Annotated in this window: 9 protein-coding genes; 5 read left to right on the forward strand and 4 right to left on the reverse strand. The window is 54.5% G+C overall.

The window, feature by feature from the left end:
• Positions 1-6 precede the first annotated feature (6 nt).
• Entirely contained in the window at positions 7-1,674 is a 1,668-nt protein-coding gene (locus KTE_RS44620) for an ATP-binding protein (protein WP_201393679.1), read from the reverse strand.
• 272 nt (positions 1,675-1,946) lie between these two features.
• On the reverse strand, positions 1,947-2,879 hold the full coding sequence (locus tag KTE_RS44625; protein WP_201393688.1) for a ZIP family metal transporter: 933 nt from the start codon (positions 2,877-2,879) through the stop codon (positions 1,947-1,949).
• A gap of 207 nt (positions 2,880-3,086) precedes the next feature.
• On the opposite strand from KTE_RS44625, the gene KTE_RS44630 reads away from it, so the two are divergent.
• Positions 3,087-3,917 (forward strand): GNAT family N-acetyltransferase, encoded by an 831-nt coding sequence (locus KTE_RS44630; RefSeq protein WP_201393690.1) that lies wholly within the window; start codon positions 3,087-3,089, stop codon positions 3,915-3,917.
• Here the strand turns inward: KTE_RS44630 and KTE_RS49290 are convergent.
• Positions 3,886-5,676: a LuxR family transcriptional regulator gene (locus KTE_RS49290; RefSeq protein WP_305068568.1), complete on the reverse strand. Its 1,791-nt coding sequence runs from the start codon at positions 5,674-5,676 to the stop codon at positions 3,886-3,888. The genes KTE_RS44630 and KTE_RS49290 overlap by 32 nt on opposite strands.
• 341 nt (positions 5,677-6,017) lie before the next feature.
• On the reverse strand, positions 6,018-9,230 hold the full coding sequence (locus KTE_RS44640; RefSeq protein WP_201393692.1) for a tetratricopeptide repeat protein: 3,213 nt from the start codon (positions 9,228-9,230) through the stop codon (positions 6,018-6,020).
• A gap of 353 nt (positions 9,231-9,583) precedes the next feature.
• On the opposite strand from KTE_RS44640, the gene KTE_RS44645 reads away from it, so the two are divergent.
• The 4 genes from KTE_RS44645 (at position 9,584) to KTE_RS44660 (ending at position 14,931) form a co-directional block, all read left to right on the forward strand.
• Positions 9,584-11,305: an ABC transporter substrate-binding protein gene (locus tag KTE_RS44645; protein ID WP_201393694.1), complete on the forward strand. Its 1,722-nt coding sequence runs from the start codon at positions 9,584-9,586 to the stop codon at positions 11,303-11,305.
• A gap of 151 nt (positions 11,306-11,456) precedes the next feature.
• The gene (locus KTE_RS44650; protein WP_201393696.1) at positions 11,457-12,452 is read left to right on the forward strand and encodes an ABC transporter permease; all 996 of its coding nucleotides are present in this window, start codon (positions 11,457-11,459) and stop codon (positions 12,450-12,452) included.
• Between the two features lie 3 nt (positions 12,453-12,455).
• The gene (locus tag KTE_RS44655; protein ID WP_201375808.1) at positions 12,456-13,466 is read left to right on the forward strand and encodes an ABC transporter permease; all 1,011 of its coding nucleotides are present in this window, start codon (positions 12,456-12,458) and stop codon (positions 13,464-13,466) included.
• A 61-nt stretch (positions 13,467-13,527) separates the two neighbouring features.
• The gene (locus KTE_RS44660) at positions 13,528-14,931 is read left to right on the forward strand and encodes a GH1 family beta-glucosidase (protein WP_201393698.1); all 1,404 of its coding nucleotides are present in this window, start codon (positions 13,528-13,530) and stop codon (positions 14,929-14,931) included.
• Positions 14,932-14,983: the final 52 nt, after the last annotated feature.

The raw sequence follows: 14,983 nt of genomic DNA on the forward strand, positions 1-14,983 counted from the left end.
TTAAGATTATGAGTTGCTTAAGGGGAGGGTAAACCAGAAGGTTGAGCCCAGGCCCGGGGTGCTGGTAACACCGACGCGTCCACCCTGGCGCTCGATAATTGAGCGGCAGATGAAGAGGCCCAGGCCCAGACTGACCCCGGAACCGTTGCGTACATGAATGCCGGGGGCGCGATAGAAGCGTTCCCAGATTCGTTTCTGCTGTTCCTCATTCAGTCCAGGTCCCTCGTCACGTACAGAAACAGAGACCGCGTTTGACTTCAGGACAACCTCGACGGCGACGGGCTTATCGGTGTCAGAGTATTTCAGCGCGTTGGTCAGGTAGTTGTTGATGACCTGTTGCACACGTTCGGGATCGGCCTTGATCCGTATTTCAGCCTCCTCAGGCATTATGAGCTGTATCCTACGATCAGGATGCAGTGTGCGTTGATCCTCGACACAATCCTGAAGGCTCTCGACGAGATTGTATAGACGCGGGCGCAGTTCCATGCGGTCGGCGCGCACACGCGAGGCATCGAGGAGATCATGAACCAGGCGGTTTTGCAGATCAAGCTGATGCTCGATGCGCTGGAGATTCTTCCGTAGCAGAGACAGCAGGTCGCTCTTCTCCTCCGCCTGTGGCTGGCTGCCAAGCACGCGCTGTACCTTGCGTTCAGAGATCTGAACACACATCTTTGCTGCGGTAATTGGCGTACGTAACTCGTGTGCTACAACACTGATGAAGTTATCTAGCTCAGCCAATAGGTGCTCTACCTTATAGCGTGCCTGCACTTGCTCGGTAACATTGGAGCCGATGATAATCACACCATCGACGTTCCCATCAGAAGCAAGCAAAGGCTGATACGCTACGTTATAGTACTGTTCAACCAGGGAGCCGTCGTTGTGCTGATCGACAAGAACACGATGTTCGACAATCGAATGCTCTTTGCCAGTTGTACGTACTTGTTGAATCACGGGCGTGACTTGAGAGGCATACTCAGGCAGGGCTTCTTGTAAGGTTTTACCTAGAATCGGGCGCTGACCAAAAGCCTGCCAGGCATTGGGATTAACAAGTTCAACGCGCTGCTCATCTTTGCTCAGGACGATAATGGGAATAGGGGCTTGCATAAGTATGCGCGAGAGATTCGCGCGTGCAGCCTCTGCATCGGCGCGGGCTTTGATGGTCTGGTGGTGCGCACGCTGTACCTGTGTGCTTAGCAGGGTTATGCCCAGGCCAACCAGGGCAAGCATAAGCAGGCTATAGAAAGACTCAATCTGCTCAAGTGCCAACGAGATATGCGGCGGCAGGACCAGGAAGCCTAGCAGGAACGTACCCCAGAGTGTCGCAAGCAGGCCTGGAAGCGCCCCCCAGCCCAGAGAGACGATGAGAATGCCTAGCACTACGGGCGCGCTAACAAAGCTTAATTCAGGGGCGATGTCTTTGAGGTAAAAGATGCCCAGAACGGTCAGGAAAGGCAGCAGTAGAGCCAACATATAGCCAGCTAAAGGTCGGCGTAGAGGGGCTGGCAGATATGACGGTGTAAAGGCTGAGGCTCCCCAGAACGCATACAGGCGTTTCCAGAAACCCTGATTGTCTGGATTTATGCGCCAAGTGTTCTGCTCAATAGAAGATGCAGGGTGCTGCGAAACCCGTTCTTGGAGCGTTGAGGTTGATTTTTTGTGCTTGATTGTGTGCATATAAGCCTCCTTCGAGGTTTTAGCCGCTGGAGCACATCACTTTATGTGAGGCTCGTAACTGCAAGCACCATGCAGTATATGTGTATAGCCCTTAATAAGGAAGAGACTCTCATAGGAGTTTGTGTTTGAGCTGGTAATGCCCTTCTCTTATACATATCGAACACAATTGCTAAAACTTAAGGTCAGCCAGTAATTTTAGCAAGAGAAAAGGCTTTCTGGGTCTCTACAAGCCAGAAAGCCTTTAAGCAGTTTTTTGATGTTGGGTGAGGGTATTACGCTCCTGCGTAGGTAACGATGAGGTCAGTGATATAGCCGAGTATAAAGCCGACGAAGAGGCCCCACATAATAATTTCATTGGAGGCCATGCGTTTGGCGACGGCGAGCAGTTCTACGATTACATAGAGAATCGAGCCAGCCGCCAGGGCCAGGAAGAGGATAAAGAGTAAGTCGGACTGGAAGGCCATGCCGACAACGGTACCCAGGAAGGTTGGGCCACCACCAATGAGCCCAACCAGGGTGATAAACTTCCAGGAGACGGTCTCGTTCATGAGAGGACCAGCGATGCCAAAGCCCTCCGTCATATTATGCAGGCCAAAGCCAATGATGAGGATGGCCGCGAGCGAGAGCGCCCCTGTGGCCGCTGACTGACCAATAGCCAGGCCCTCAGAAAAGTTGTGCAGGCCGATACCGATAGCGATCATGAGCGCTAGCAGTTTGGGAGATGGTGTCCTGGCTGACTTGATCGCTGTCGCCACAGCACCACCTGTCGCCACGGTCTGGGCTTGCTCCGTCTGCGCTGACATGGCGGCTTTGCTCGCGGCAGCCCCAACAAGCGCAGGCGATGCCTCAGCGCTATCAGCCTCGATAATTACGCGTTTGCCAGGCTTGTAGCGCGCGATGATATATTTATTAAAATACACGAGGCCTAACAGGCCAACTAGAAAACCTACGATCATCAAGAAAGCTTCGAGGAAGACAGTGCTGGCACCAGTATGCTTCTGGCTCAAGGTTTCTATAGCGCTATTGATGGGCTCTGAACCCTTGCTGATCACGTCATAGAAGAGAAAAACCAGTACGCCCGCCGCCAGCATGCTGGCAAAAGTCTTGAACGACTGCGGAGCTTTTTTGAGAAAGGCCAGAGGGAGACCGAGGTAAATAGTAAATCCGGCGAAAGCCCCTAGAAGGACAATGGTTCCTGTAGGCACAACTGAATCCTTTCGTCGTGAGTATCTGTATCCCTTAAAGAGGGCAGGATTGACACGACATGTATATGTATTTTTGTTTTTCTGCGTCGGCAAATAGTGCCAGCAAATATTGACATTAGGGTACGCTAATATCCGACTGCTATGCTTGGGATTTTAGCACTTTATCCCAAAAAAAATCAAGAGGTGAGGAAGGAATAGACCAAACGTATGAGCGAATATCTTTTTATGGATGTGACGGACTACACATTCGCCCAGTTGAGCGAGATGCATAATAGTAGCTTTACCGATTATTTCTTTCCTATGCATATGACGCCGCAGATGCTTGCAGATTTCTGGCGCATCAATCATATCGATGCCAATCACTCTATTGCCATGTATAGCACTGAAGGCGAATTTGTAGGCCTGGCACGCCTGGGAGTACGTGGGACGCGTGCCTGGTGTGGAGGATTTGGGATTGCGCCCGCCTTTCGTGGGAGGGGCGTAAGTCATCTCCTGGCAGAGCAGATGGTGCATGTAGCTCGCGAGGCTAACTTTGAGACGCTGCAACTGGAAGTCTTAACCCAGAATGAGCGCGCGATCAAGACTTACAAGAAGGCTGGCTTTGTCGCTCGTCGTCGGCTACTGGGACTCGAAGTCGCGACCGCGACGCTACCAGAGGCTGAGTCACTGCATGTTGAGCGTGTGCCGCTTGAGGCACTAGTACCCTGGCTGAGTCAGGACGCGGAGCTTCCCTGCTGGGGACGTGAACTGGCGAGCCTGCTGGCGCTGAGCACTGAGACGATTGTCGCGCCCGGCCCTGGTCGTGGTATGAATGGCCTGGTCATACAGCGCTCTCAAGGCGTCATCCGTGTGCAGGCCGCCGTGCTACAGAGCGAACTGACTGACACGGAGCTGGCGAGCCTGTTGCGCGAGGCCGCGGGCGAGCATGCGAAGATTCAGATCTACAATGAACCCGCGAGTAGCGCTCTATATGCACGCTGTCTCAGGCTTGGCTTCACCGAGTTCTTTAGCCAGCACGAGATGCTGGTACGTCTCTAGAGTTTAATGCAGGCGTGAGCTGAGGCATAAGTTTAGCGAGCGCCTGCGTCCGACTTTTTACCTCAAGCTTACCGCAGATATTGGCCACATGCTTCTTCACTGTCCCCTCACTGATAATTAACTTCGCGGCTATTTCGCGATTGGAAGCTCCTTGCCATAGCAGATCAATGACCTCGTTTTCGCGTTGCGTAAATAGCTTGCGCCTTGCGTGCTTCAGGGTTGGTATAGTCTGGACCATAGGATAATAGTTTGTCAGATTGCCGAGCTGGTTATCCGCCTGGGGTAGGGCAATCATTGCGTTTCCGGTGGCTTGTGTGGCGTAGTAGAGCGCGTTGTTGAGCAGGCCATTTTGTTGATACCAGGTGCAGGCGCGCAGGTAAAGCTCAGGGAGCAGGGAGGCGCTATGCTGGCGCAGGTAGCCACGTAAGACCTCTGCGAACAAAGGCTGATAGCGGAACCAGCCTCTCTGGGAATCTTGCGCTTCAATGAAGATATTATGTCGTGATAAATAGTCGAGCATAGCCTCGCTATTGGCCTGGAGTGAGACCGCGCTGGCGAGCGAGATATCGAAGCTATCTAGAGGCGCGGTTGCCAGTAAGAAGCGCTGTACCTCCTCGGGCTGTTGTAGCAGTACCTCTTCCACCATATAATCGTTGAGATGGCGTTGGGGAAGTGCGCATACCTCCTCTATAGTTCCCCCCTCATGGATAGAAGCTACCAGCAGGTGCAGGGCCGTAATCCAGCCATTGGCGCGGGTTGCCAGGGTGACGTATTGTTCCGTGGTGAGAGGCTGCGCGAGCAGTCGCGGCAGGAGTTGAAGCATCTCCTGTTGCGAGAAGCGCAAATCATCCATATGCAACTCATTCAGGAGCCGCTGCGCGCGTAGCCGGGCCAGGGGTAACTCTGGACGTGTGCGCGAGACGATCACGAGGTGAAGCTGGAGCGGCATCAGCTCAATAAGTGTTGTGAGTGCCTGGTGGATCTCCTGTGCATAGAGCACATGATAGTTATCGAGTACCAGCGTAGCAGGCGTAGAAAGTCTGTCAAGTGCATGTAGGAGAGTGTGTAGACCCTGCGTCAGAGTCGCATGTGCGCAAAAAAGCTCAATGGATACCAGGTCACTGAGGCCAGGCATAACTTGTTCGAGGGCCGCGATAAAGTGTGACCAGAACCTGATAGCCTGGTTGTCCTCTTTGTCTAGCGAGAGCCAGCTACATGCGCAACCCTGCGAGACTACCTCGTTATGCCACTGACGTAAGAGGGTCGTCTTGCCCCAACCGGCAGGGGCGGAAATAACGGTCAGGCCTGTCTCCAGACTGTTTTGTAGCTTTGCGAGCAGACGGGGGCGAGGCAAAACGTCCCTGGCCAGGGATGGCGTACGCAACTTGGCCTCGAAGAGTTGGTAGTTGTGCTGGCAGGAAGAGTAGGTACAGAGATTAATCGCGATAGAGTTGAGGCGTTCGGCAGTAAGTTCCTGTGGCCTCCCCAGGTACATCTTGCGAATTCTGCCCTGTTGCTTGCGATAGGCATACCAGTACCAGCTATTACGCTGGCGCTCGTGGCGAGCAGTGAAGGAGCCAAAGTGGCTCTTGAAGGTGAAGGACTTGTTCTGAGCATCGGCGAGCCAGGTATACCACTGATGTGATCCGACTGTGACTCTCGGTGTTGTGTGTTGTGTATAGCCCCGTGGATGGTCTTGTAAGTAGTCTTGTAAGTATAAGTGGTCGTCAAAGACCTGTGGTATAGGTTGTCGCAGCATAGCCCGCAACTCCTCATCTATGAAGAATTATGCAATAAAGAGCCTCTCTAACAACCTCAACTGTACCTGATCAAGGGTGCCTGGCACATCCGCATATATGCCTAATTTAATGGTAGCGAAAAAAATGGAGTGAGTACGCATATAAGCTTATATGCGTACTCACTCCATACTCTCTTTTACGCTCGCAAGCTCGCTTTTGTGTAGTGTATGCTGACGTGGACCATGGGCAAAAGCCCATGGTCCACGTCAGCATACACTACGTATGAGAGGATACACGATACGTCACCATACCACATATCTTTCGCCCACGGTCCACATCACTATATACCACATGAGGTTTCTCAGGTCAGGTGGTGTTCGAGAGCATAACGGGTGGCGGCGCTGCGGGAGGAGACGCCAATTTTGTTATAAATAGAGCTGAGGTGGGCCTGAACGGTACGCGGGCTGATTACCAGTTGCTCGGCGATCTGGGCGTTGGTAAGGCCAGTGGCGACGGAACGCAGGACCTCGACCTCACGTTCGGTTAGGTCATTAAGGTGGGTGAGAGTCGATGTGGTTGGTTGCGCCTGAGATACCTGAGTGTCAACTGCGGGTTGCTTCTCTTGCGTAAACACCTGTTCTGGAGTCATGTGCTGGCCTTCGAGCCAGGCGGCTTGAAAGCGTGTCTCTCCCAGCTGGGTCTGGGCCTGTGCCAGGGCAAGCTGATAGTAAGCGAGTTCGATGGGCGGAATAGGGGCGCTCATAGCGCTACGCAGGGTAGCTGCGGCCCCCCAGAGGCGTGCCGCTTGCTCGGGCTGTCCCTGGGCCACGCAGATTTCGCCCAGGCGCTCCAGGCAGGAGGCGATGAACCAGCGATTGCGAATCTGGATGGAGATCTCCAGACTTTTTACGATTAGGGTTCGGGCTTTCGCCATGTCGCCTCGAAGAAGGGCGAGCATGCCGAGGTCGGCCAGGCGATAGTAATTGGTCTGGATATCGTTTTCGCTATAGCTCTCTTCCAGGAGCCTCTGCGCGGTCTCGTAGTCGCCTTCGATCATGTAGAGCAGGGCCATGACACCCAGGGCATCGGCGATCTGACGTCTATCGCTGACTTCGCGTGCAATATTGAGTCCCTCGGTAAAGAGCTGGCGGGCCTGCGTGTTCTGGCCCTCGTTGAGGACGACAAGGCCAAGCTGGATCAGGCGGGGCGAGATAACTTCGCGGTCGTTAATGGCGCGTGAGATCGCCAGGCTCTCCTCCATGTAGGTGTGTGCCGCGTCATAGTTGCCGCGATGAGCCTCAACGTGACCTAGCATATTGAGCGAGGCAGCGGTCATGGCATGGTTTTCCAGGCGACGCATGCTTGCCAGGCTTTCGTTGAGTAAGGTTATGGCGAGTTGCAGGTTACCCTGATTAAACTCGACGCTGCCGAGAGTAAAGAGCTGGGAGGCGATGCTCTCTTCGTTCTCTGTCTCGCGAAAGATCGCCAGGCTCTGCTCCAAAAGCGTCCACGCGGCCTGATCCTCGCCCTTCTGGTGGAGGGCAACCTCGCCCAATGTCCCAAGATACTGAGCAATCTTATTCTCATTGCCCAGTTCTCTAGAGACCGCTGAGCTCTCCGCGAACCATGTTTGGGCTGCTGAGTAATCTCCCATATAGAACGTCAGCATGCCCAGGGGAACGAGGACGAAGGCGATACCAACGCGATCGCCGACCTCGCGATGGATCTTCAGGCTCTCGGTGAGCAATTGGTAAGCAGGAGCATAGCTACCCAGGTGCGTTAAAACCTGGCCTAGCTTACTCAGGCGGTAGGCGATACTACGTTTATCTTGCAAGCGCCTGGCGATGGCCAGGCTCTCCTCGTAGTAGGTCCGGGCTTTTTCTAGATGATAACCCAGCGCGACGGCCTCATCGGCCAGAGATGCCAGGACATCGGCGATGGTATAGAGATCCTCCTGGGTGCGCGCGATAGCCAGGCTCTCTTCGAACAGAGCATGACCCTGAAAAGGTGAGGTGCGGGCATAGGAACAGCCGAGTTGATGCAGTGTTGTGGCAATGCCTCTTTGATCCTGTAACTCGCGATAATAACCCAGGGCCTCTTCTAGCAACTCGGTTCCGCGCTGGTAGAGACCCTGGCTGTCCGCCAGGACGCCAGCGGCATAGCAGGCACGTGCCAGGATATGCTTTGCGACCCGGGCGGGCTTCATGCTCTGCAAGGCCCTTTCTAACCATTGAAGGCCTTCGCTCTGATGGTTGCGAATGAGCCAGAAGCGCCAGAGCGCGCTCCCTAAGCGTAGTGCCAACTCGCTTTGGGGTTGGGTCAGGAGGCGCTGGAGGGCGGCGCGCAGATTATCATGCTCTTGTTCGAGACGCTCAAGCCATTGAACCTGCTGGGCCTGGCGCAGGTGTGGCTCGGCCTCCTCCGCCAGGGCGAGATAGTACATTGCATGGGCATCATAAGCCGCCTGGGCCTCTGCACTGGCTCGGAGCGTCTCCTCACCATATTCGCGAATGGTTTCCAGCATGACCAGGCGCGCCTCTTCGTTGGTGCGCTCAACCATGCGCAACAGATTCTTATCGATGAGCGAGGTGATAGGCGTGAGCGGATCACCCTCATCGGCATCGATGGCCTGGCAGAGATGCTCGACGGCCTCCAGCGTGCAACCGCCCACGAAGGCGGAGAGGCTGCGAAAGAGCTTTTGCTCTTGCGGATCGAGAAGCTCATAGCTCCAGGTCAGGGTGGCGCGCAGCGTTTGCTGGCGGCGAGGGAGGTCACGCGCTCCATGCGTAAGAACTTGCAGGCGGTGTTCCAGGCGAGCGAGTAGCTTTCCTGGCGGTAGAATTTTGATGCGGGCCGCAGCTAGCTCAATACCCAGAGGCAAGCCATCGACACGCGTGCAAATTTCAGCTATCGTCTGCGCATTCTCAGCCGTGAGTTGAAAATCGGTTTTGACGGAGCGCGCACGCTGGACGAAAAGCGCGACTGCCGCGTTTTGCGCGAGGGCCTCAAGGTCGGTCGCAAGTTTTAAATCTGGTAAGGCTAGTGGAGGCAAGGCAAACTCGTGTTCCGCCCGCAGGTGCAGTACCTCCCGGCTGGTTACGAGAATTTTCAGAGCCGGGCAGGTCGCGAGCAGCTCCGTAATAAGCGGCGCCGCAGCGATGACCTGCTCAAAGTTATCGAGGAGGAGCAGGACATGCTTCTCGCGCAGATAACGTTTGATGCGCTCCAGGAGCGGCATCTCATCGAATTCTACGAGACCCAGCGATTGCGCCAGGGTGGGTATAAATAACTCGGAGGAAGAGGTTGAGGCCAGGGCGATGCGGCGTACACCATCGGAGAATGCAGGCTCAAGCTCTGCCACGACTTGTAGAGCCAGGCACGTCTTACCCACTCCCCCGGGACCAGTAATAGTAAGTAAACGCATAGCCGGCTCGCGCAGCAACGTAACTGCCGAGGCTATTTCTCGCTCGCGCCCAATAAGGGGCGTTAAGTGAACCAGGAAGATATCTCTGCTCTCTGGTTCAGGTCGCGGCATATTTGTATTTGTGGTTAAGGGTGTTGGTAAGTCGGGCATGAGTGTGTGCCTATAGGGAGATAGCCATGTGTGTTCATCGATGTCAGATGCTTTTCTGGTTCCCAGGGTTACCTAACGGTATGTATACTATAATACACATCCATAAATATGTCTAGTTACATTATTTTCCGCTTCTCAACAGGGGTTAAGCATATTTTAAGTAGGCGTAGTGGCATGGACTATGGGTTGGCCCGTAGTCCATGCCACTACGCCTACTTAAAAAAATAAACCCACAAATACTACTTTTGTTGCCTGCCTTACTGGCTGGTCTCCAGATACACTATGGCTACAAATTCATCGCAGCAGAGATTTTCTTACCAAATCAACGTTGATATTTTGACTGAGGAGGTTGTATGACTCCCAATGTATCGTCGCGAAGCCCTCGTAAAGGGGGCCACGGCAAAGGCAGGATGGTCCTGTTCTCGCTGGTCGCTATCTTTGCCATGCTGCTCTCAGCATGTGGTGGTGGCAATGCCAGCAATCCAGGCTCGAAGACGACGACCCTGAATGTTCTGGCCTCGCCCAATGGAAACTTTAAGGCCAGTAACTTCAATCCGTTTATCGACCCCAGTAATGGCGCGATGTATGGCGCGCAGGGCATGATCTACGAGACACTCATCTACATGAATCGCTATGATGGCGGCGTCACCAACATGCTTGCGTCTGACCACAAACTTGCTGACGACGCCAGTAGTGTGACCTTCACGATTCGTAATGGTGTCAAGTGGAATGATGGCCAGGCTTTTTCCGCCGATGATGTCACTTTCACGCTTAATCTCTTGAAGCAATACCCCGCTCTCGATCAGCAGGGCCTCTGGACGGCTGTCATTAAAGATGTTACAAACCCTGACTCTAATACCGTCAAGGTTGATTTCAAGAGTCCCAATTCCACCGCACTCTGGAACTTCTCCCAGCTCTACATCGTTCCTAAGCATACCTGGTCCTCGGTGTCTGACCCGGCAACATACACCAATGATAAGCCAGTTGGCACCGGTCCCTACACTCTGAAGTCCTTTGGTCCACAGGCTTATACCTTGCAGAAGAATTCCAGCTATTGGCAGTCGGGCTTGCCAAAGATTGACCAACTGCGTTACCTGGCCACAAGCGATAATACGGCTGCGCAGTTGAAGATCTCTAAGGGTGAGATTGACTGGGCCGGTGTGGGCTGGGATCCCAAGTATGATGCCAGCTTTACCCAGGTTGATCCCCAGCACTATCATCACTGGTTCCCTGGCAATAACACCGTCATGCTGTACCTGAACCTGACACGCGCTCCCTTTAATGATCTCAAGGTTCGCCAGGCCATCAGCCTTGCGATCAACCGCGATGACATTCATGCGAAGGCCGCACTCTACGCCGATCCCGCCAACCCGACGGCTGTGCTGCCCTCTCACAAGGCCTTCCTCTCTTCTGATTATCAGAACGCGAAGTTCTCGCCTGACGCCGCCAGGGCTGAGTCTCTGTTAAAAGAGGCTGGCTACACCAAGGGAAGCGATGGCATCTATCAGAAGAATGGCAAGAAAATCTCCTTCCAGATGATTGTGCCTAGCGGCTGGGCTGACTGGGAGGCCACGCTCGCGGTTATCTCAGATAACCTGAAGGCGATTGGTATTGACGCGAAGCCTAATTCCCTGGCTACACCCGATGTTTACACGGCAGCTTTGAATAAGGGCGACTATGATGCCGCCATCTCCTGGACAGATAAAGGTCCATCTCCGTACTTCACCTTTGTCGACCTGCTGCGCAGCGACAAGACCTGGAGTAATGGCAAGGCGATTGCTGGCGGCTCGACCAACTGGGAACACTGGCAGGATTCTGCCACCGACAAACTGCTGAATCAGTACCTGGCTTCGGCCGACCCGAATGCGCAGAAACAGGCCATTCAGGGCATCGAGAAGATCATGGTTGATCAGTTGCCGGTTATCCCGCTGGACTACAATGTTGGCTGGTTCGAGTATACGACGAAGAACGCTGTGGGCTGGCCCGACCAGAACAACCCATACGCGTATGGCTCGCCGTTCGATGCACCCGACAACGAGAACATCGTTCTCCACCTGTCACCAGCAAATAGCTAGGTAATACAACCTGTAGGGTCCGGTTTGCAGTCCATGCAAGCATGGACCCTACATACCTTGTAGGGTCCATGTTGGTGACTGAACTTGTAGAGTCCATGCTTACTAGAACACGTAGGGTCCATGCTTGCATGGACTAGAAAAAGGAACCCCAATGCGTCATTTGCTCCGCCGCGTAATCTTCTATGTGGCCGCATTGTGGGCCTCGGTTACGATTAATTTTATCCTGCCCAGGTTGATGCCAGGCGATCCGATCCAGGCATACGTCGCTAACTTGCGTGGGCAAGGAAATATTACCGAGGCCACGCTCCAGGCGTTGCGCGTCCAGTTTGGTTTAAGTGATGCGCCTTTGCCTGTTCAGTATTTCCAGTATCTAACAAACCTGCTCCAGGGGAAAATGGGCATCTCGATCTCGCATTTTCCCTCACCCGTGCTCTCGGTGATTGCCTCCGATATCCCATGGACGCTGGGCCTGGTTGGTACGGCGTCGGTGATTAGTTTTCTTCTGGGCACACTCCTAGGTGTGCTTGTCTCCTGGCGCCGTGGCTCCTGGCTTGATACCGTTGCCGCCCCTTTGTTGACCTTTTTCTCCGCTATTCCTTACTTCTGGCTGGCGCTTGGACTAATCTACCTGCTTGCCTTCCGCAACAGCTTTTTCCCGCTTGACTCGGGTTATGACACGACGAGCGACATTGGTCCTAGTTGGGACCCGGTCTTTATTGCTGGTGTGATTCAACATGCAATCTTACCCGCCGCCACGATTGTCATTAGTTCGATCGCGGGCTGGATGCTGAGTATGCGTAACTCAATGATTACCACGCTTTCGGAAGATTATGTGCACATGGCGCGTGCCAAAGGACTCTCTGACCGTCGCGTCATGATGGCCTATGCCTCGCGTAACGCTATTCTCCCCAGCATCACCGGCTTTAGTATGTCGCTGGGTTATGTTGTGGGTGGTTCCTTGCTTACGGAGATGGTCTTCTCATATCCGGGGGTCGGCTTCGACCTCTTTAATGCCATCCATCATCTCGATTATAGCCTTATCCAGGGCATCTTCCTGTTTATCGCGCTTGCGATGCTGGCGGCAAACTTCATATCTGAGATCGTATATATGCTTCTAGATCCACGCGTGCGGAATGAGAGGGGCTAACTGATGGGGATAGATCGAGGAACGCCGCCCAACACACAGGGCGTGCTCAATGAACCTGTTGCACCAGGCATTTTAACAACAGCGAGTCCCGAAACCGTGATTGTGCCCGCGAAGAAGCAGAGCCTCTGGAAGACGTTCGTCTCGGTTGTAACTGTCAATCCACGTATGACGACTGGTTTCTGTATTCTGGGCTTCTTTGTTTTGTTAGGCTTGGTCGGTCCCTTCCTTGCCCATTATAATCCGACCGGGCTTTCAAATGATCTGTTTCAAGGTCCTTCAGCTAAACATTGGCTGGGTACAACGCCACGCGGTGAAGATATCTTCGCACAACTGGCTTATGGTACGCGCTCCTCGCTGTTGATCAGTTTTGTTGCGGCGATTGGCTCAACCTTGCTCTCTATGGTAATAGGCTTGACCGCAGGCTACTTTGGCGGCTGGGTCGATGATGTGCTCTCCTTCCTGACCAACATTTTCCTGGTGTTGCCAGGGCTGCCCCTGGCCATCGTCATCGCGGCCTTTGCCGTGAAGGGAACATGGACGATCATCGCGGTGCTCCTGTTGACGAGCTGGCCCTGGGGGGCGCGTGTCCTGCGCGCGCAGACGCTCTCGATCAGCCAGCGCGAGTTCGTGGGTGCCTCCCGACTCATGGGCGAGAGACCCTGGCGGATCATCTTCTCCGAAATCCTGCCTAATGAGATCGCCATTGTCTCATCCGGCTTTGTGGGCACCTTCATTTATGCTGCTCTGACAGAGGTCGCGTTGGAGTTCCTGGGTCTGGGCGATGCCACGACTCCCACCTGGGGTGTAATTCTGTATTGGGCACAGTCTGAGAATGCGCTGCTCTCTGGTGGCTGGTGGCAATTTGTGCCACCGGGTCTCTGTGTCGCTGTACTATGTGCGGGCCTGGCCTTTATCAACTTTGGGATCGACGAGTTCGCGAATCCAGCGTTGCGTACAGAACGCGGTCTGCGCAAGTTGTTGAGGCTCACAAAGAGGATGAAGGTTGTCGCATAAATACTCTACCCATGTGTGGCATTGAACTCCTATGCCCACATATGGAGAGACAGGAGCATACATGAGTAGCACAGAACAGATCCAGACGTTATCATCCGCCGACCTGGCCTTAGCAAGGGCCTTTCCAAAGAACTTTGTCTGGGGTGCGGCGACGGCGGCCTATCAGATTGAAGGCGCGGCCCAGGAAGATGGCCGCGAACCCTCCATCTGGGATATGTTTGCGGCTATCCCGGGCAAGGTGCATCAAGGTGATAATGGCGCTATCGCGAATAACCACTATCACCTGGTGCAAGAAGATGTAGAACTAATGGCGCAACTGGGCCTGGGCGGCTATCGTTTCTCTATCGCCTGGCCGCGTGTTATTCCCCAGGGGCGAGGCGCCGTCAATGCCGCCGGGTTGGATTTTTATGATCGCCTGGTAGATACATTGCTTACCAAGGGCATTACCCCTTTCGCCACGCTCTATCACTGGGACCTGCCCCTGGCGCTACACCAGGAGGGAGGCTGGACGAATCGCGCTACGGCCTACGCCTATGCCGAGTACGCTGAGATCGTCGCCCGACGCCTGGGAGACCGCGTGGCTGGCTGGATGACCCTCAACGAGCCGTGGTGTTCGGCCTATCTAGGCTATGGTATCGGGATTCACGCGCCAGGGGCGCAGGACCTGCAACAGGCCATAGATGCAGGCCATCATCTCTTGCTTGCGCATGGCCTGGCCCTGCCGCGCCTGCGCGCTAATAGTGCGCCCAACGTTCCAGTAGGCATCTCACTCAATTTCACCCCCATTTATCCTGCCGATGAGCGTGCTGAGACTCTGCGCGATGCCGAGCGTGCGGACCTCTTCGTCAATCGCTGGTTTATCGAGCCGCTTGCCCGGGGACAGTATCCTGATGGCCTCTTTGCTGCCCTGGAAGTTGAGCCTCCTCCTGTCCAGGCTGGAGATCTTGAACTCATTGGGGCACCTATAGACTTCTTGGGTGTGAACAACTACACGCGCGATGTCGTGCGTGGGGGGACTACGCCCGCGCGCGCTGATGAGTCGATCAAGGTAGGGCCCGTTCCCGGAGCGTGCTATACCGAGATGGGCTGGGAGATCTATCCCCAGGCCCTGGCTGACTTGTTGATCCGCCTGCACCGCGAGTATGGCATGCAAGCCCTCTATGTTACGGAGAATGGCGCTGCCTTTAAGGATAACTGGGATAGCGGCGACCAGGTACATGATCCCCGGCGCGTTGCCTACATGCAGGAGTATATTGGCGCGCTTGCTAGCGCGCTTGAGCAGGGAGCGCCCGTGCGCGGCTATTTCGTCTGGTCCCTGATGGACAATTTTGAGTGGGCCGAGGGCTATGCCAAGCGTTTTGGCATCGTCTATGTGGACTACCAGACGCAGCGCCGGATTATCAAGGATAGTGGCCTCTGGTACAGCGCACTGCTTGAAGCCTGGCGCGCTAATACGGTTTCATAAGCTGCCTATCGTCACAACCAGCCTCCTGAGCGGCGGTGCTTGCCCATATAGC

Origin of the sequence: Ktedonobacter sp. SOSP1-85 (assembly GCF_016587415.1) — a bacterium.
Taxonomy (GTDB): Bacteria; Chloroflexota; Ktedonobacteria; order Ktedonobacterales; family Ktedonobacteraceae; genus Ktedonobacter.